At 71.2% G+C, this 18896-nt stretch carries 15 protein-coding genes and 3 tRNA genes; 8 read left to right on the plus strand and 10 right to left on the minus strand.

The window, feature by feature from the left end; translation table 11 throughout:
• From IE226_RS20965 to purS, 5 genes are all read right to left on the minus strand, one after another.
• Positions 1-639: a TetR/AcrR family transcriptional regulator gene (locus tag IE226_RS20965; protein WP_190082847.1), complete on the minus strand. Its 639-nt coding sequence runs from the start codon at positions 637-639 to the stop codon at positions 1-3.
• Between the two features lie 5 nt (positions 640-644).
• Complete coding sequence (locus IE226_RS20970) at positions 645-1481, minus strand: M23 family metallopeptidase (protein WP_190082848.1); 837 nt, start codon at positions 1479-1481, stop codon at positions 645-647.
• A 207-nt stretch (positions 1482-1688) separates the two neighbouring features.
• Complete coding sequence (gene purL / locus IE226_RS20975; protein ID WP_190082849.1) at positions 1689-3938, minus strand: phosphoribosylformylglycinamidine synthase subunit PurL; 2250 nt, start codon at positions 3936-3938, stop codon at positions 1689-1691.
• The gene (gene purQ, locus IE226_RS20980) at positions 3935-4615 is read right to left on the minus strand and encodes a phosphoribosylformylglycinamidine synthase subunit PurQ (protein WP_190082850.1); all 681 of its coding nucleotides are present in this window, start codon (positions 4613-4615) and stop codon (positions 3935-3937) included. Before purQ ends, purL begins: the two co-directional genes overlap by 4 nt.
• On the minus strand, positions 4612-4863 hold the full coding sequence (gene purS / locus IE226_RS20985; RefSeq protein ID WP_135332092.1) for a phosphoribosylformylglycinamidine synthase subunit PurS: 252 nt from the start codon (positions 4861-4863) through the stop codon (positions 4612-4614). The genes purQ and purS overlap by 4 nt, the downstream gene beginning before the upstream one ends.
• A 344-nt stretch (positions 4864-5207) precedes the next feature.
• Between purS and IE226_RS20990 the strand changes: the two genes are divergently transcribed.
• From IE226_RS20990 to IE226_RS21025, 8 genes are all read left to right on the plus strand, one after another.
• Complete coding sequence (locus tag IE226_RS20990; RefSeq protein ID WP_190082851.1) at positions 5208-5525, plus strand: histone-like nucleoid-structuring protein Lsr2; 318 nt, start codon at positions 5208-5210, stop codon at positions 5523-5525.
• A 186-nt stretch (positions 5526-5711) separates the two neighbouring features.
• A tRNA-Gly gene (locus tag IE226_RS20995) sits at positions 5712-5783 on the plus strand.
• A 79-nt stretch (positions 5784-5862) separates the two neighbouring features.
• Positions 5863-5938: transfer RNA gene (locus IE226_RS21000), tRNA-Gly, on the plus strand.
• Positions 5939-6071: 133 nt separating this feature from the next.
• Positions 6072-7061 (plus strand): ABC transporter ATP-binding protein, encoded by a 990-nt coding sequence (locus tag IE226_RS21005; protein WP_190082852.1) that lies wholly within the window; start codon positions 6072-6074, stop codon positions 7059-7061.
• Positions 7058-7852, plus strand: coding sequence for an ABC transporter permease (locus tag IE226_RS21010; RefSeq protein WP_190082853.1), 795 nt, complete (start codon positions 7058-7060; stop codon positions 7850-7852). The genes IE226_RS21005 and IE226_RS21010 overlap by 4 nt, the downstream gene beginning before the upstream one ends.
• Positions 7825-9138, plus strand: a complete 1314-nt coding sequence (locus IE226_RS21015) for a sensor histidine kinase (protein WP_308429503.1) — start codon at positions 7825-7827, stop codon at positions 9136-9138. The genes IE226_RS21010 and IE226_RS21015 overlap by 28 nt, the downstream gene beginning before the upstream one ends.
• Entirely contained in the window at positions 9135-9743 is a 609-nt protein-coding gene (locus IE226_RS21020; RefSeq protein ID WP_190082854.1) for a response regulator transcription factor, read from the plus strand. The genes IE226_RS21015 and IE226_RS21020 overlap by 4 nt, the downstream gene beginning before the upstream one ends.
• Before the next feature lie 23 nt (positions 9744-9766).
• Positions 9767-9842, plus strand: a tRNA-Gly gene (locus tag IE226_RS21025).
• Positions 9843-9908: 66 nt separating this feature from the next.
• Here IE226_RS21025 and IE226_RS21030 read toward each other — a convergent pair.
• The 5 genes from IE226_RS21030 to IE226_RS21050 form a co-directional block, all read right to left on the minus strand.
• Positions 9909-10805, minus strand: coding sequence for a phosphoribosylaminoimidazolesuccinocarboxamide synthase (locus IE226_RS21030; protein ID WP_190082855.1), 897 nt, complete (start codon positions 10803-10805; stop codon positions 9909-9911).
• A gap of 94 nt (positions 10806-10899) precedes the next feature.
• A complete protein-coding gene (locus tag IE226_RS21035) occupies positions 10900-12402 on the minus strand; it encodes a N,N-dimethylformamidase beta subunit family domain-containing protein (RefSeq protein ID WP_190082856.1) in 1503 nt (500 codons plus the stop codon).
• A gap of 353 nt (positions 12403-12755) precedes the next feature.
• Positions 12756-14606: a M48 family metalloprotease gene (locus tag IE226_RS21040; protein ID WP_190082857.1), complete on the minus strand. Its 1851-nt coding sequence runs from the start codon at positions 14604-14606 to the stop codon at positions 12756-12758.
• A gap of 415 nt (positions 14607-15021) precedes the next feature.
• Complete coding sequence (gene purD / locus IE226_RS21045; protein WP_190082858.1) at positions 15022-16299, minus strand: phosphoribosylamine--glycine ligase; 1278 nt, start codon at positions 16297-16299, stop codon at positions 15022-15024.
• A 263-nt stretch (positions 16300-16562) separates the two neighbouring features.
• On the minus strand, positions 16563-18875 hold the full coding sequence (locus IE226_RS21050) for a DNA polymerase III subunit gamma and tau (RefSeq protein ID WP_190082859.1): 2313 nt from the start codon (positions 18873-18875) through the stop codon (positions 16563-16565).
• Positions 18876-18896: the final 21 nt, after the last annotated feature.

Below are 18896 nucleotides of genomic sequence, written 5' to 3' on the forward strand. Positions count from 1 at the left end.
CTAATTCTTCCCGGGGTAGCCCCGGAGACCCTTTTCCACCTGGTCGAAGACCCGCTCGGCAGCGGCGGCGCAGTCCTTGGCGATCTCCTCCAGCGGGTCGCCGTCGAGGGTGCGCCGGTGGTTCTCGACGATGAGCGCGTTGCGGGCGCCGATCAGCTGCGAGGCGGCGACGCGGGCGAGGAGCATGTCGCCCGTCTCCTCGGCGAGGGCGTCCGCGAGGAGCTGGACACTGCGCATGTGGAAGCTCACCATGCGGTGCGCGAGGGTCGGGGTCTCGCTGATGAGCTGGCGCACCTTGAGGGCGCGCGGGTCGCCGGCCAGGCCGATCGAGGGGTCCCGCCCGTTGATCTGGTCGAGGAACTGCCCACGCAGCGCGGTGACCGCGGACTCCCCCGGCTGCCGCTCGCGCACCGCACGGGCCGCGTCGCCGACGTGCTCCTCCATCGGGCTGACGATCACGCCTTCCTTGGTGCCGAAGTAGTTGAAGACGGTCATCTTCGACACCTCGGCGGCTTCGGCGATCTCCGCCACGGAGACGTGGTCGAAGCCCCGCTCGGAGCAGAGGTCCACGGCGGCCTGCCAGATGCGCGACGCGGTCTGCTTCTTCTTGCGCGCGCGCAGCCCCAGCTCCTCAGTCATGCAGGTCACGGTACCGGGGCGGCCTGCTCCCGCACCGTGAACACCTTGCCGCCCGCGGGCACTCCGACCCCCCGCCAGCGGAACGGCACGCCCCTGGCGGTGTCCAGGTCGGGGCCGTCCATCAGCTGGAAGTGCACGTGGGGTTCGGTGGAGTTGCCGGAGTTCCCGCAGCGGGCCATGACCTGCCCGGTGCGGACCTTGTCCCCGGCGCGCACGCCGAGCGAGCCTCGCTGCACGTGCGCGTACATGGCGTACGTGCCTTCGCCGAGGTCGAGCACGATGTGGTTGCCGACGATGCGGCGGGCGCCGCCCATCGTCCTGCCGAGACCCTCGACGACGAACAAGTAGACGTAGGCGAGGAGGGAGTTGCGGCTGAGGTGGTCGCGCTGCGAGTCCTCCGCGTGGACGACGGTCGCGTCGGCGACCGCGAGGAGCGGCGCCCCGAAGGCGGGGAAGTCGCGATTGCCCCGCGCCATGGGCCAGAGCCAGGCGAACGCGGGGCGTGCCCCGTCCTCAGGTTCGGCCACGATGTCGATGGCGTACGTCTGCCCGAGGCTGTGCGTGCCGTGGCTCGGCACCTTGTCGGCAGGGCTGTTCACCGCGGACCAGCGGCCGGTGACGGGCGGGGCGGTCTCCACGGGGGCCGGGGGTTCGGTGCGGGCCCGGTGGGTCCGGGCCCGGTGCCGCGCCAGGCTGATGCCGATCGCCCCGAGCAACGGGATCCAGCCGACCCCGTACGGATACGGGAGCTCCACGAAGAACCCGGCGATCACATCGGCGAGGAACACGAGCCAGAGGCAGTACTGGAGCCAGGTGACGGCCCGGCGCTGACGTACGGACAAGATGGCTTCCCCCTCGCATGGGTGAACGATCACCGAACACCCCCGGCACCGCTGGTCAGCGGTAACACTGGCCGTCGCCCGGGGAGGAGCGCAACATGACGGTCATGGCCGAACTGCTCGACTGCCTCGGCTGACCAGCACCAGCACTGAAGGCCCCGCCCGATCTCTCATCGGGCGGGGCCTTCAGTCACGTACGCGCTGAACCCGTCAGGCGAAGAGCCCCGGCAGCGTGCCCTCGTACGCCTCGCGGATCTCGGTCAGCGGCAGCGTGAACTCGCCCTGGAGTTCCACCGCGTCGCCGTCGACCACACCGATGCGCGTCGCGGGCAGGCCGCGCGCCCCGCACATGTCCGTGAAGCGCAGCTCCTCGGAGCGGGGGACGGAGACGACCGCCCGGCCCGCGGACTCGCTGAACAGCAGGGTGAACGCGTCCAGGCCGTCCGGGACGACAAGGCGCGCGCCCTTCCCGCCACGGAGGCAGGACTCGGCGACGGCCTGCGCGAGGCCACCGTCGGAGAGGTCGTGCGCGGCGTCGATCATGCCGTCGCGCGAGCCCGAGATGAGGATCTCGGCGAGCAGCCGCTCGCGCTCCAGGTCGACCTTCGGGGGAAGCCCGCCGAGGTGGTCGTGGACGACCTGCGACCAGGCCGAGCCGCCGAACTCCTCGGAGGTGTCACCGAGAAGGTAGAGCAGCTGGCCTTCTTCGGCGAACGCGATCGGCGTGCGTCGTGCGACGTCGTCGATCACACCGAGGACGGAGACGACGGGCGTCGGGTGGATCGCCGCCTCGCCCGTCTGGTTGTAGAGCGAGACGTTGCCGCCGGTCACCGGGGTGCCCAGGATCTGGCAGGCGTCGGCGAGACCACGGGTGGTCTCGGCGAACTGCCACATGACGTCCGGGTCCTCGGGCGAACCGAAGTTCAGGCAGTCCGAGACGGCCAGCGGCTTGGCACCGGTCGCGGCGACGTTGCGGTACGCCTCCGACAGGGCGAGCTGCGCGCCCGCGTACGGGTCGAGCTTGGAGTAGCGGCCGTTGCCGTCGTTGGCGAGGGCGACACCGAGGCCGGTCTCCTCGTCGATACGGACCATGCCGGAGTCCTCGGGCTGCGCGAGCACCGTGTTGCCCTGCACGAAGCGGTCGTACTGATCCGTCACCCACGCCTTGGAGGCCTGGTTCGGCGACGCGACGACCGCGAGGACCTGCTCGCGCAGCTCCTTCGAACTCGCCGGACGCGCAAGCTTGTTGGCGTCGTCGGCCTGGAGGGCGTCCTGCCACTTCGGCCGGGCGTAGGGGCGCTCGTAGACCGGGCCGTCGTGGGCGACGGTGCGCGGGTCGAGGTCGACGATCTTCTCGCCGTGCCAGAAGATCTCCAGGCGGTCGCCGTCGGTGACCTCACCGACGACGGTGGCGATGACGTCCCACTTCTCGCAGATCGCGAGGAACCGCTCGACCTTCTCGGGCTCGACGACCGCGCACATGCGCTCCTGCGACTCACTCATGAGGATTTCCTCGGGAGTGAGCGTGGAGTCGCGAAGGGGTACGTCGTCGAGCTCGACGCGCATGCCGCCGGAGCCGTTCGATGCCAGCTCGGAGGTCGCGCAGGAGAGACCGGCCGCACCGAGGTCCTGAATACCCACGACGAGCTTCTCGGCGAAGGCCTCCAGGGTGCACTCGATGAGGAGCTTCTCCTGGAAGGGGTCACCGACCTGGACCGCCGGACGCTTCGACGGCTTGGTGTCGTCGAAGGTCTCACTCGCCAGGATCGAGGCGCCGCCGATGCCGTCGCCACCGGTGCGGGCCCCGTAGAGGATGACCTTGTTGCCGGGGCCGCTGGCCTTCGCGAGGTGGATGTCCTCGTGCCGCATCACACCAATCGCACCGGCGTTGACCAGCGGATTGCCCTGGTAGCAGGCGTCGAAGACGAGCTCGCCGCCGATGTTCGGCAGGCCCAGGCAGTTGCCGTAGCCGCCGATGCCCGCGACGACACCCGGAAGGACACGCTTCGTGTCGGGGTGGTCGGCGGCGCCCATCCGCAGCGGGTCCACGACCGCGACCGGGCGCGCGCCCATCGCGATGATGTCGCGGACGATGCCGCCGACACCGGTGGCCGCGCCCTGGTAGGGCTCGACGTACGAGGGGTGGTTGTGCGACTCGACCTTGAAGGTGACCGCGTAGCCGTTGCCGACGTCGACGACGCCCGCGTTCTCGCCGATGCCGACGAGCATCGCGTCGTTGTCGGGGGCCTTCTCGCCGAACTGGCGCAGGTGGACCTTGCTGCTCTTGTACGAGCAGTGCTCGGACCACATGACGGAGTACATGGCGAGCTCGGCACCGGTGGGACGGCGGCCCAGGATCTCGCGTACGCGCGCGTACTCGTCTTCCTTCAGGCCCAGTTCGGCCCAGGGCAGCTTGACGTCGGGAGTCTCGGCTGCGTGCTTGACGGTGTCCAGAGTCATGCGTTGACCAGCTTCTTCAGGATCGAGGTGAAGAATCCGAGGCCGTCGGTGCGGCCGGTCCCGACCAGCGGCTCCACGGCGTGCTCGGGGTGCGGCATGAGGCCGACGACGTTGCCCGCCTCGTTCGTGATGCCGGCGATGTCACGGAGCGAGCCGTTGGGGTTGCCGTCCAGGTAGCGGAAGGCGACGCGGCCCTCGGCCTCCAGCATGTCCAGGGTCCGCTCGTCGGCCGTGTACTGGCCGTCGATGTTCTTGAGCGGGATCTGGATCTCCTGGCCTGCCGTGTAGTCGGCGGTCCAGGCGGTCCGGTCCGTCTCCACGCGCAGCTTCTGCTCGCGGCAGATGAAGTGCAGGTGGTTGTTGCGCAGCATCGCGCCCGGCAGCAGGTGCGACTCGGTGAGCACCTGGAAGCCGTTGCAGATACCGAGAACCGGCATCCCCGCCTTCGCCTGCTCGATGACCGACTCCATGACGGGCGAAAACCGCGAAATGGCCCCGGCCCGGAGATAGTCGCCGTACGAGAATCCGCCGGGAAGCACCACGGCGTCGACCTGCTTCAGGTCCTTGTCCCGGTGCCAGAGCGGCACTGCTTCGGCGCCGGCGACACGGACGGCGCGCTGGGTGTCGCGGTCGTCGAGCGTTCCGGGGAAAGCGACGACTCCGATTCGAGCAGTCACTTCTCTTCCTCCACCTTTACGAAGAAGTCCTCGATCACGGTGTTGGCGAGGAAGGTTTCCGCCATCTCGTGGATACGGGCGAGGGCCGCGTCATCGACGGGCCCGTCCACCTCGAGTTCGAAGCGCTTTCCCTGACGTACGTCGGCGATCCCCTTGAATCCGAGGCGCGGCAGTGCACGCTGCACCGCCTGGCCCTGGGGGTCGAGGATCTCCGGCTTGAGCATGACGTCGACTACGACGCGTGCCACTGGCACTCCCGGTGTGTGGTGCTGGCTGAGCGGTCCCTTCAGACTACCCGCACAAAAATTCTACTCGCGTAGATTCGTAGAAACCTACGTGAGGACGGTCACGTTCCTGCCCCTACTCAGGTATCGAACAGGGCACCTTCGCGAAAAATCCCGGAAAAGATCACGCAGCACCATTGCGCCCGGACACGCGGGGGGATTTAGTCGGGCTTCACAATGCAATGCCGAGCACTGTACAAAGGAAAAGGCATTAGCCGATGCTTTGCACAAAACAGTGCCCATAACAGCCGGACAGTCGGCATCACCGCACGTCAACGCGGTAGAGCCGCACGAAGGGACCGATATTCGTGGCGCAGCGTGTCGTAGTCACTCTCTCTGACGACATCGACGGCGGGGATGCGGCGGAGACGATCGCCTTTGGTCTTGACGGCAAGTCGTACGAGATCGACCTCAATCAAACCAATGCCAAGAAACTGCGTACGGCACTTGCCCCGTACCTCGACGCGGCCCGCAAGCAGTCGAAGTCCGGCAAGGCCTTCCGGCACACCACGGTGGCGGCGAACCCGGCGGCCGTCCGCGCCTGGGCCCGCTCGCACCAGATGGACGTGCCCCCGCGCGGCCGCATCCCGAAGAAGGTCTACGAGGCGTTCGAGGCGGCGAACTGACGTCGGCCTCCGAATTGCCGCCGCACCGGCGCCGGACCACCGGCGCCGGGACGGCCCGGCGACCTCGGCCGACGCCCGGCCAGGAGTGCCCCTCGGCAACCGACTTGACCTGCACCCCCGCTGGTCGGCTAGAGTTTGGACCACGCCGAGGGGCAAGGCCGAAAGGCCCGAACCTCACGGAGTCTTGCGGGTGTAGTTCAGTAGTAGAACATCCCCCTTCCAGGGGGAAGGCGCAGTGTGCAATTCCTGTCACCCGCTCTGCATCGCCGACCAGCCACTCTTTCGAGTGCGGTAGGCTGATGCTCGCGCCGATCAGTGAGAGCTGGTCGGAGGCAATGCGAACGTAGCTCAGTTGGTAGAGCGCAACCTTGCCAAGGTTGAGGTCGCGAGTTCGAACCTCGTCGTTCGCTCCAGAGAAGAAGGCCCCGGTCATCGCGACCGGGGCCTTCTTCGTGTATCCCCGGTGCGACCGCTTCTGACATTTGTCATGCGAGCCGGTGACAGCGCGCACTGCTCCGGCGCCCGGCGGCGGGGGAGGCTCTGGTCATGACTGACCAAGTGATCGACGTGACCGATCTGCGGCGCGTGTACGGGGGAGGTTTCGAGGCGGTCCGGGGAGTCTCGTTCTCCGTCGGACGGGGTGAGCTCTTCGCGCTGCTCGGAACCAACGGCGCGGGCAAGACCTCCACCCTCGAACTCCTCGAAGGGCTCGCCGCACCCGCCGGGGGGCGGGTGCGGGTGCTCGGACACGATCCGTACGCCGAACGCGGTGCCGTGCGCCACCGGATCGGCGTGATGCTCCAGGAGAGCGGATTTCCCTCCGAACTGACGGTCGCGGAGACCGTCCGGATGTGGGCGGGGTGCACGAGCGGCGCCCGGCCGATCGGCGAGGCCCTGGAGATCGTGGGGCTCGGCAAGCGCTCCGGCGTCCGCGTGAAGATGCTGTCCGGCGGCGAGAAGCGGCGGCTCGATCTCGCGACGGCGCTCATCGGGCAGCCCGAAGTGCTCTTCCTCGACGAACCGACCACCGGGCTCGACGCCGAAGGGCGCCGCGAGACCTGGGAGTTGGTGCGGGCCCTGCGCGACAGCGGCACGACCGTGCTGCTCACCACGCATTACCTCGAAGAGGCCGAGCACCTCGCCGACCGGCTCGCGATCATGCACGAGGGGCGCATCGCGGCTTCGGGGCGGGTCGCCGACGTGGTGGCCGAGCAGCCCTCGCACGTCTCCTTCGAACTGCCCACGGGGTACTTCGTCGGGGATCTGCCGCCGCTCGCCGAACTCGGGGTGAGCGAGCACGAGGTGGTCGGCGGCCGGGTCCTGCTGCGTACGCACGAACTCCAGCGGGCGGCGACGGGGCTGCTGCTGTGGGCGCGGGACGCCGATGTCTCGCTGGGCCGGCTCGATGTGCGCGCGGCTTCGCTGGAGGAGGCGTTCCTGCGGATCGCGCGGGCCGCCGAGGGCGCGACGGGTGCTTCGGGTGTTGCGGCTGCTTCGGGCGCGGCTGGTGTTGTGCAGAAGGAGACGGTGGCATGAGTACTACGACGATGGGCCCGGTGGCCACGACGACCCCGGCCGGGCGGATGCGGGCGCTGGCGCGGGCCGAGCTGACGCTGCTCGGGCGAGCCAAGGGGACCTTGTTCGCGGCGCTCTTCGTGCCGCTGGTGCTGCCGTTCAGCGTGCAGCAGGCCGCGAAGGGCATGGATCTCAAGGGGACCGGGCTCTCCGTCGGGACGGTCGTGCTGCCCGGCGCCATCGGGTTCTCGCTGCTCTTCGCGGTCTACTCGGCGCTGACGGCCGTCTACGTCGCCCGCCGCGAGGAGCTCGTACTGAAGCGGCTGCGCACCGGTGAGCTGCGGGACCCGGAGATCCTCGCCGGTGCCGCGCTGCCCTCGATCGCCATCGGCGTGACGCAGTGTCTCGTCCTCGCGGTCGGCTGTGCGGTGCTGCTCGACGCGGGGGTGCCGAGCGCGCCCCACCTCGCCGTCCTCGGTCTGCTGCTGGGGATCGTGATGTTCGCCGCGCTCGCCGCGGTCACCGGCAGCTTCAGCAGGTCCGCGGAGTCCGCGCAGGTCATGAGCATGCCTCTGATGTTCGCGTCGATGTTCGGCTCGGGGCTGTTCATCCCGTTCGAGGTCATGCCCGACAAAGTCGCCTCGGTCTGCGAGCTGCTTCCGCTCTCGCCGGTGATCGAGTTGGTGCGCGGCGGCTGGACCGGGGAGCTCTCCGGGTCCGACACCCTGAGCGCCCTCGCACTCGCGGTGGCCTGGACCGTGGTGTCGGTGTTTGCTGTACGCCGGTGGTTCCGGTGGGAGCCGAGGCGCTGAGGGAGGGATCGGACGTGGTCGGTGGCCGGATGCGGGGGTGGTGGAAGCGGGAGTGGCGTGACCGGAACAAGATCGAGAAGGTCGAGTTCCAGAGCATGATCATGTGGCACGTCGTGCCGTGGTTCTTCTTCCTCAGCTGGGCGTCGCTGCCCCTCGGCGTGAGCATGAAGCCCGAGACGCTGCCGCTGCTCCTCGGCTGGACGCTGATCGCGGTGGCCGCCCTGCAGTGCGTGCACGTCAACCGCTCGCTGCGCCGGTCCGTCGACCACTATCTGAAGCGCGCGGAGCTGCCGCGCCGGGATCTCGCCGTGGCGGGCGCCCTCATGGCCGTCGGCCTCGGGCTCGCTCTCGCCCTGACGGTGCTCGACGGCGTCAAGGACGAGATGATCGGCTTCCCGGTTCTTTTCCTGGCCATTCCGTACGGCCAGGCCCTCGCCTTCGCCGTACCGGTACGGCGCTTCCTGGTCCATTTCGCCGTGATCGCCGCCCTGCTCGTGTGTGCGTTCGCCGCAGCCGGGGTGCGCGACGGACGGCTCGTCGCGCTCGCCCTGGTCATCGTCTGCGCCGCTCTCCTCACCCTGCTCACCTCGCGCTGCGGCGCCTGGACGCTCGCCGTGATGTGGGAGGGCGACCGTGCCCGCGAGATCGAGGCGCGGCTCGCGGTGGCCGAGGAGCGGCTGCGGTTCGGGCGGGACCTGCACGACGTGATGGGCCGCAATCTCGCGGTCATCGCGCTGAAGAGCGAGCTGGCGGTGCAGTTGGCCAGGCGGGGGCGGCCCGAGGCGGTCGACCAGATGGTCGAGGTGCAGCGGATCGCGCAGGAGTCGCAGCGGGAAGTACGGGAAGTGGTGCGGGGCTACCGCGAGGCCGACCTCGCGGTCGAACTCGCCGGCGCGCAGGGAGTGCTCGACGCGGCCGGGATCGACTGCCGGGTGAGCGGGTCGTCGGCGGGCCTGCCGGTTTCCGTGCAGTCGGCGCTGGGCTGGGTCGTACGGGAGGCGACCACCAATGTGCTGCGGCACGGGGACGCGCAGCGGTGCGACATCGCGCTGACGGTCACCGGGGAACGTACGACACTGACCATCGAGAACGACGGGGCGCCCGAGGTCGTCCCGGAGAGCACGGGAACCGGCCTTGCCGGGCTACGGGAGCGGTTGGCCATGGTGGACGGATCGCTGGACGTCACGTCCGGCGGCGGCGAGTTCCGGCTTGCCGCCGAGGTGCCGCTGCCGCGCCCGCAGAGGTCGGCGGCGGGGACGCGGGAGCCGGAAGAGGTGGGGCTGTGAGCCTGCGCGTACTGCTCGCCGACGACGAGCACCTCATCCGGGGCGCTCTCGCCGCGCTCCTCGCCCTTGAGGACGATCTTGTCGTGGTCGCCGAGGCCGCGACGGGGCCCGAGGCGCTCGCCATGGCGCGGGCCCACCGGCCCGACGTCGCCGTACTCGATCTGGAGATGCCCGGCGCCGACGGTGTGAGTGTGGCCACATCGCTGCGCGACGAACTGCCGAACTGCCGCACCATGATCGTGACGAGTCACGGCAGACCGGGGCATCTCAAGCGGGCCCTCGCGGTGGGGGTACGGGGCTTTGTGCCGAAGACCGTGAGCGCGCAGCGCCTCGCCGAGATCATCCGCACCGTTTACGCAGGTAACCGTTATGTGGACCCGGAGTTGGCCGCCGACGCGATCTCCGCGGGGGACTCACCGCTGACCGCGCGCGAGGCCGAAGTGCTCGAACTGGCCGCCGACGGCGCGCCCGTCGCGGAGATCGCCGAGCGGGCCGCGCTGTCCCAGGGAACCGTCCGCAACTACCTCTCCTCGGCCGTCACGAAGACCGGGGCGGAGAACCGTCATGCCGCGGTGCGTCTCGCACGCGAGCGAGGTTGGGTATAGTTGGCGTCGCGCTTCGGCGCAGCGCGGACGTAGCTCAGTTGGTAGAGCGCAACCTTGCCAAGGTTGAGGTCGCCAGTTCGAACCTGGTCGTCCGCTCCACGCGAAGAACCCCGGTGCCTCGGCACCGGGGTTCTTTCGTCTGCCGCCACGCGTCGCCGCGGGCTGCTACCAGGGCAGGCCCGTCAGACGCTCGTACGCCTCGATGTACTTGGCGCGGGTGGCGTCCACCACGTCCTGCGGGAGCGGGGGCGGCGGCTGCTCGCTCTTGCGGTCCCAGCCGGAGGCCGGCGAGGTCAGCCAGTCCCGGACGAACTGCTTGTCGAACGACGGCTGGGCGCGGCCCGGCTGCCAGCTGTCCGCGGGCCAGAAGCGGGACGAGTCCGGGGTCAGGACCTCGTCGGCGATGACGAGGTCGTCTCCGTCGAAGCCGAACTCGAACTTCGTGTCGGCGAGGATCACGCCGCGTTCGCGGGCGATGTCACGGGCCCGGCCGTAGACCGCGAGGGTCGCCTGGCGCAGCTGGGCCGCCGTCTCCGCGCCCACCTGGCGGGCCACTTCCTCGTAGCTCACGTTCTCGTCGTGCTCGCCGACCTCCGCCTTCGTGGCCGGCGTGAAGATCGGTCCCGGCAGCTCCGAGCCGTCGCTCAGGCCGTCGGGCAGCGCGAGGCCGCAGACGGTGCGCGATTCGTTGTACTCCAGCAGGCCCGAGCCCGTCAGATAGCCGCGGGCGACGCACTCGACCGGGACCATCTGCAGGGACTTGCAGACCGTGGTGCGGCCCTCCCACTCGGCGGGGGCGCCGGGCGGGACGTCGGTGGAGATGACGTGGTTCGGCACGAGGTCGGCGAGCTGGTCGAACCACCACATGGAGAGCTGCGTGAGGACCCTGCCCTTGTCAGGGATCTCCGTGGGCAGCACCCAGTCGTAGGCGGACATGCGGTCGCTCGCGACCATCACGAGGTCGCCCGCCTCGTTCCGGTACAGGTCGCGCACCTTGCCGGTGTGCACATGCACCAGGCCCGGCACCTGAAGCGGCTCGGGCTTTTCTACGAATCCGGACACGGTTCCTCCCCGTGGTTCTGGCTGAGTGCTGCTGATTCTCCCGCATGGGGAGAGGGAGCGCGGCCAGGGGGATGCCGTCGAGCGTCGCCGGGTGTCAGTCGCGTTTGCAGATGCGGTCCAGGAGGTTGGCCGTGGCGCGTTGGACGCGAGTGTCCACATGGCCGGGGCGGTCGAGCGCCGGGGACCAGGCGAAGGTGCCGGAGGCGAAGACGAGGGCGCCGGAGGGGGCGCGGTAGAGGGAGGACTCCTGGTGGCGTTTCACGCCCTCGGTGTCCTCGTACGGAGAGTGGGCGAGGAGGATGCGGTCCTGGTGCTCAGGGAGCGCGGTGCGCGGGAAATAGCGGTCGGCCTCGCCCGCGACCAGGCCGTCGATCTCGTCGCCCTCGTGCGCGCCGGTCGCGTCCCACAGCCAGTGGTCGGCGTTGCGCACGACGAGAGGGGCGGGTTCGGGGACCCGGCCCGCGTACTGAATGCCGAGGAGTTGTTGTTCGGCCCCCTTGCCGCCGTCCCGCTCCCGCCAGAGGGCCGGTTTGCCGGGTCCGTGGCGCTTGCGGCAGGTGAGCAGACGGTCCGCCACTCCGGACGGGGAGGGGCTCAACTCCACCTGCCAGTACATGGTGTTGGCGGAGAGGAAGACGAGGGATGTGCCGTGCTCGCGGGCCTGCTCCGTGGTGCGGCGCATGTTCGCCGACCAGTACTCGTCGTGGCCCGGGAAGACCAGGCCGCGGTAGCGGGTCGGATCGACGCGGCCGGCGTGCAGGTCGCGGGTGTCGGCGTACGCGAGGTCGTAGCCGTACCGCTCGGCCCAGCGGATGAAGTCGTAGGCGTGGCCGACGTGCAGGGGCAGGCCGGCGCCCGCGTACGGACGGTCGAAGGAGACCGTGTGCGCGGCCTCGCTCTCGCCCAGGAGGCGGCCCTTCTCGTCCCACGCGTGGTAGAGGCTGGCGCCCGTGCGGCCGTCCTCGGGGTAGAGGTTGTACGCCTGCCACGTGATGTCCGGCAGAAGCAGCAGCAGATCCGCCCGGTGGTCGTCGCGGACCGTGAACGGGACGTGCGAGCGGTAGCCGTCGACCGTGGTGAGCACCGCCACGTACGCCCCGACGCTCCAGTAGCTCGGGATCTGCAGCCGCCAGGAGAGCCACCAGTGGTGGCAGGAGACCGTGCGGTCGGCGGTGAGCGGGGCCGGCTGGACGAGGCCGGAGAGGCGGGGGCTCGTGCTGATCTTGCTGGCGCCGTCTCCGCCGTAGTGCCCGATGCGGTAGATGTCGACGTAGAACTGCTGGGGCGGGTCGACCGTCACGTGGAAGTCGATCGCCTCGCCGGGGGCCGCGGCGCCGGTGGAGGCGAAGCCCTTGATCTGGCCGTGCACGTCGTCGGCGGTGCGCGGGCCGTTCGTACGGACGGGCTTGCGGGGCGCGGGGATGTCCTGCGCGCCGGGGGCCGCGGCGTGATCCACGTACCAGGGGACGACCTGGCCCGTGTCGTCGAAGTAGTGCGCGGCGCCTCGGAGCCAGGGCAGGGGCCCCTGGCCGAAGGGGTCGGTCACTGCGTGTGCCAGGGCGCCCGACTCCCACCTGCGGATCTGCTCCGACCCCATGTGTGTACCCCTCCCTCGCTGCTCCCCCGAGACTGCTCTGTGGTGGTGCTTTGTCCTGGTGTGACCGCGCGCTGTCCTGACGTGGTGGCGCTGCCGACCGGTCCCCGTACCGCGGACGATCCCAGCACATCACATTACGCACGCACTCCGTCACCGTTCGTCGCTAATCGACGAGAACGGAAGGAAGCGTTCCGCGGGCCGCGCGCTGGGGGGTGGGTGGCGGGCGCGGTTGGGGGGTGGGGGTGGGGTGGGGGAGGGTGGCCAGGGGCGCCCGCCTGGTTGAGGACGGGCGGGGGCAGCTGGGGACTGCCGGGGCGGCCGGGGCAGGCCAGGGACGGTCGGACGAGGGCCCCTCAGACCAGGCGGACCGGCTTTTCCGGGCGGACGCCCAGGCGGGCCAGCCAGCCGCGCAGGGGGATGGGGTCACCGTCCTCCACGAGGCTCAGGACGTGGGGCGCGAGGTCCTTCGCGCGCTCGCCGTCGACCAGGAGGGACGGGCCGTCCAGCCAATCGAGACCGGGGGCGGCGCCGGCCGTGTCCACGGCCGCGCAGCAGACAAGGGCCGTGACGTGGTCGGCCAGCAACTCCCGTCCCGTACGCGGCGGCTGCATGGGGAACAGCGGCAGCATGCCGTCGCCCCAGAGGGCGTCGTCCGGGCCCTGTCCCGTGGGCGCGGGGCGGGGCGGGGCGGCGGCTTCCTCGCGGGCGAGTTCCGCGGTGAGGCCTGCGGCCAGGCGTCCGCCGGGGCCGTCGCCGTCGGCGGCCTCTTCCGCGTCCGCTGATGTGCCGAAGTCGGGTTCGGGGGCGGGGGACGGTACGGGGGCGGGTTCGCGTGCGGACTCGGGTGCGGACGCGGGGTGTGTCTCGGTGGAGTCCGGTCGGCCGGAGCCGGGGGTCTCCGCCGTCAGGTGGTCCAGTACGCGGCCCAGGGTCGGGCCCTCGGAGTCCGGCGTCACCGAGCCGCCGTGATGGCCGACGCCCAGGGAGTCCAGGACGCGGTGGAGGCGGGCTGCGTCCATGCGCCACTTGCGGTCGACGACCTCGTCCGGATACTCCTGCCACGCCACCGGCGCCCAGTCCGGCGTCTGTTCGGCGGGACCGCCGTGGAAGAGGCGGGCCGCGAGCAGGGAAGCCGCCTCGTCCACCGAACCCGGCTCCTCCAGAAGGTCACATGCGGGGCGCTCGCCAAGGCGGGAGGCGAACCCCTCGGCCAGACGGTCCCTGCGGGAGAGCTCGGTGAGGGCGGAGACGACCCCCGCGTCCAGGCGCGAGGGCCAGCGGCCCATCCGCCAAGCGGGAAGCGCGACCTTGGTCAGGAGCCGGTCCCACCCGGCATACGCCAGGCCCACCTGCTCCTGGGCGACGATCCGCACCCCGTAGTCCACGGCCTGGGCGCGCTCGGCGGCGGCGGCCGCCACCCCGCGCTCCATCTCGCCCGCGTGCCCGCGACAGCTGCGCAGGAGCAGCCGCGTCACCCAGCCGACGCCGCCGAGGACCGGACGCACGAGCGGTCCGCGCCCCGGTGCGGAGCTGACCGCGACCGCCGCGTCGAGCCCGCGGATGAAGCGCCGGGCCGCGGCTATGTCGGGGTGTGCCGAAGGGCCCGTACCCGCCACGACCGGGGCGAGCACCGCGCGCAGCTCGCCGACCCGCATCCACCACAGGAAGGGGGAGCCGATGACGAGTACCGGAGCCACCGGTGCCTGGCGACGCGGGCCGGGGCGTCCGTCCCGTACGCCATTGCTCCCGTCCTTCGCCGATGCCGGGCCTGAGGCCTCCGCGGGCGGGCCGTGCGCGGGATGTGTGCGGTCCTCCAGCCAGCTGTCGCAGTCCGGGGTGAGCGCTATCGCCGAAGGGGCGGGCACGTCGAGGCGGTCGGCGAGGTCCCGCACCAGGCGGTACAGATCGGGGGCCGAGCCCTCGGCGATCGGGACCGTCGGGCTGACGGCGGGCCTGGAACGCGCCACCACGAGCGCGACGCCCGCGGCGGCGAGCAGCACGAGGACGGCGACGGTGATCACGATGCCGCGCGCGACGTCCCAACTCCCGCCGCTCATCCGGCCCGTGACCCCGCCGGCGATCAGCACGACGGCGACGGCCGCTGGCAGCAGTGCGACGGCAACGGCCCTGCTGCGGATGCGCAGCACGGCGAGCGCCCGGGAGCGCGCTGACTGCACGCCCACTTCCACACCCGTACCTGACACGACCGATGTCACCCCCTGCTGCCTGTGCCGCCCGCCGCCCGGCCGTCGACCGGGTCGGCGGGCGGACTGCAGCCGCCGATGGATTTGCTCACTCCCCCACTGTGGCACCCGCCACCGACATCGCAATGCCGGTGGTCTGTTTGGCTCTGGGCACCTGAACCGCTTGCGCCGCACCCTAGTTGGGGTGCCGGGCATCGTCAGCCGGATGGGCCAGCGGTCACTCGATCGAATGGCTTTGGGTAGAGGTAGCGGGGGGTGTGGAGGTCGGTCGCGGGATGACCGGGTCCGGGTTTGCGGAGCGTCCGAACCCGGATTACCGAACGACCGAGCCCCGGATCCGATGCCGGATCCGGGGCCCGTGAGCGGTCGGTGGGTGGCGCGCGGGGGCGCGTGGATCACCCTCGTACGCGGCCGTCTACGCCTCTGCCGCCGCCCCCGCTGCCGCGTCGGCCGCCGCCTTCGCCGCGATGTCCGTGCGGTGCTGGGAGCCGTCGAGGCGGATGCGGGAGAGCGCCGTGTACGCGCGCTCGCGCGCCGCGGTCAGGTCCGTGCCGGTCGCCGTCACGGAGAGCACACGGCCGCCCGCGCTGACCACGGCGTCGCCGTCGCGCTTCGTCCCGGCGTGCAGGACGTACGCGTCCGGGGCATCCTGTGCGGCCACATCGCCGAGGCCCTCGATGGGGTCGCCGGTGCGCGGCGTCTCCGGGTAGTTGTGCGAGGCGATGACGACCGTCACCGCCGCGTCGTCGCTCCAGCGCAGCGGCGGGAGGTCGACGAGGGTGCCGTTCGCGGCGGCCAGCAGGACTCCGGCGAGCGGGGTCCGCAGGCGGGCGAGGACGACCTGCGTCTCGGGGTCGCCGAAACGGGCGTTGAACTCGATCACGCGTACGCCGCGGCTGGTGATCGCGAGGCCTGCGTAGAGCAGCCCCGCGAACGGGGTGCCGCGCCGTCGCAGCTCGTCGACGGTGGGCTGGAGCACGCTCTCCATGACCTCGTCGACCAGCTTCGGGTCCGCCCAGGGGAGAGGCGAGTACGCGCCCATGCCGCCGGTGTTCGGCCCCTCGTCGCCGTCCAGGGCACGCTTGAAGTCCTGCGCGGGCTGGAGCGGGACGACGGTGACGCCGTCCGTGATCGCGAAGAGGGAGACCTCGGGGCCGTCGAGGAACTCCTCGATGACGACGCGGTCGCAGGCGAGGGCGTGGGCGCGAGCGGCCTCGATGTCGCCGGTCACGACGACGCCCTTGCCGGCGGCAAGACCGTCGTCCTTGACGACGTACGGCGCTCCGAAGGCGTCGAGGGCCTTGTCGATCTCTTCCGGGGTCGTACAGACGTAGGACCGGGCGGTGGGTACCTGGGCGCCCGCCATCACGTCCTTGGCGAAGGCCTTGGAGCCTTCGAGCTGGGCGGCCTCCTCGGAGGGCCCGAAGCAGGGGATGCCTGCCTCGCGTACGGCGTCGGCGACTCCGGCGACCAGGGGGGCCTCCGGGCCCACGATCACCAGCCCCGCGCAGAGCCGGGTGGCGAGGGCGGCCACCGCGCTGCCGTCGAGGGCGTCGACCGGGTGCAGCTCGGCCACGTCCGCGATGCCGGCGTTGCCGGGGGCGCAGTACAGGGCGGAGACGTCGGGGTCGAGGGACAGAGAGCGGCACAGGGCGTGTTCGCGGGCACCACTGCCGATGACGAGGACCTTCACGGGCGCCAGCCTAGCTGGCGCGGGCCAGTGCGTTCGTACAGGAGCCTCAGCTCCAGCGCCCTCGCTTCTTGTACGTTCCTCCAGGGGCCGGGGTCTGGTCCGTGCCGGGCGTCTGGAGTGCCGGGCCGCCTTCGTCCGCGGGGCGACTGCGGCCGAGTCCGCCCAGCTGTTTGCCCCGTGTTGGTGGGCGCAAGCCGCAGACGCAGACCGCACACCGCGAACCGCAAGCCGCAAGCCGCCAGCCGCCAGCCGCGCGGCCAGGCTTACGGTTCGTTGTTGTATTCCTCGATGATCGTTGCGCCCAGTTCGCGGACGATCAGGTCGTGGCCGGACAGGGCCGATTCGACCAGGTCGGGGTCGTCGTCCGCCGGGATGTCGTCCTCGGCGGAGACGTGGTCCGGGGCGCGACGCTCCGGAGCGGGCGCGGGAGTCGGGGCCGGCGCCCGGTTCGCGGCGGGCGGCGGGGACGCCTGCGACTGCTGCTGCGGCGGCGGAGCCGGGCGCGAGGCAGCCGGCGTGCTGCCACCGAAGCCGCCGCCGCCCCCGAAGTTGCCCGCGGCAGGCGGCGGCGCGGAGCCGCCCGAGGGATCGACGATCGCCTCGACCTTCCACTGCACCCCGAACTGCTCCGACAGAGCCTGCCGCAGCACATCCTCGCTACCGCTGCTCGCGAAGTTGTCCCGCGCTCCCGCGTTGACGAAGCCGATCTGCAGCGTCGTCCCGTCGAAGCCCGCCACCTGGGCGTTCTGGCTCAGCAGGATCCAGGTGAAGCGGCGGCGCCCCTTCACGGCGTCGAGGATGTTCGGCCACAGGGAACGCGGGTCGGGCCCGCCCACCGGCGCCGCCCGGGCCGGGGCAGGGGCGGGAGCCGGTGCCTGTGCCTGAGCCGGGGCAGCGGAGGCCACCGGAGCGGGCGCCGCCTGTGCGGGCTGCTGCGGAGCAGCCGGAGCACCGCCGCCCGCAGCGGCGGCCGTGGGCCAGCCACCCGGGCGAGGAGCCGCCTCCGGAGCGGGAGCGGACGGAGCGGGAGCAGCGGGAGCAGCCTTCGCCGGACCGCTTCCCGGCGCCGAAGCCGTGGGCCACCCACCGGGGCGACGCTCACCGGACGGCGCGGCAGCCGGAGCCGGAGCAGGAGCCGGCGGCGCCGCTTCCACAGGCCGAGCGGCCGGAGCCGCAGGAGCAGCCGGAGCCGCAGGAGCCGCAGGCTCGGGAGCAGCCGAAGCAGCAGCCCCCTGCCCCCCGCCCCGCACAGCCGCCCGCGCCGCCGCGGCCCCGCCCCCCGGCGCGACCTGCGCCTCACCGGCACCCGGCGGCGGCACGGCCACCCCCGGCTGCTGCCCACCAGCGTGGGCCTCGGGCCCGGGGACGTACGCCATCGCCGGGCCGGAACCGCTTCCCTGCGCCGCCGCCATGAAGTTGCCGCCGCGCTCGAGCCGGTCAAGCCTGGCCATCAGCGAGCGCTCGTCGTCGTACGCCGCCGGGAGCAGCACGCGGGCGCAGATCAGTTCCAACTGCAGCCGGGGCGAAGTCGCTCCCCGCATCTCCGTGAGGCCTTCGTTGACGATGTCGGCCGCGCGGCTGAGCTCAGCGCCGCCGAAGACGCCGGCCTGCGCCTGCATCCGCTCCACGACGTCCGACGGCGCGTCGATGAGTCCCTTCTCCGCCGCGTCCGGCACCGCCGCGAGGATCACCAGGTCCCGCAGCCGCTCGAGCAGATCGGTGACGAAGCGCCGCGGGTCGTTGCCGCCCTCGATGACGCGGTCGACGATCTCGAAGGCCGCCGCCCCGTCCGCCGAGGCGAAGGCTTCCACCACGGAGTCGAGCAACGACCCGTCCGTATAACCGAGGAGGGACGTCGCCATGGCGTATGTCACACCTGCCTCGCCCGCGCTGGCGAGGAGCTGGTCCATCACGGACATCGAGTCACGCACGGACCCGGCACCGGCCCGCACGACCAGCGGGTACACACCCTCCTCGACGGCCATCTGCTCCCGGCCGCACACCTCCGCCAGATACTCCCGGAGCGTCCCCGGCGGCACGAGCCTGAACGGATAGTGGTGCGTACGCGAGCGGATCGTCCCGATGACCTTCTCGGGCTCCGTCGTCGCGAAGATGAACTTGAGGTGCTCCGGCGGCTCCTCGACCACCTTCAGCAGGGCGTTGAAGCCCGCCGAGGTGACCATGTGCGCCTCGTCGATGATGTAGATCTTGTACCGGCTGCTCGCTGGGCCGAAGAAGGCCTTCTCGCGCAGGTCACGGGCGTCGTCCACGCCTCCGTGCGAAGCGGCGTCGATCTCGATGACGTCGATCGAACCGGGCCCGTTCCGCGCCAGGTCTCGGCAGGACTGGCACTCGCCGCAGGGCGTCGGAGTGGGACCTTGCTCACAGTTGAGGCAGCGGGCCAGGATGCGCGCGCTGGTCGTCTTGCCGCAGCCGCGCGGACCACTGAACAGGTAGGCGTGATTGACCCGGTTGTTGCGCAGCGCCTGCTGCAGCGGGTCGGTTACATGCTCCTGCCCGATGACCTCGGCGAACGACTCCGGGCGATAGCGGCGGTACAACGCGAGAGACGACACACATACGAGGTTAATGGCGAC

It is taken from the genome of Streptomyces longisporoflavus (genome assembly GCF_014649775.1).
GTDB lineage: Bacteria > Actinomycetota > Actinomycetes > Streptomycetales > Streptomycetaceae > Streptomyces > Streptomyces longisporoflavus.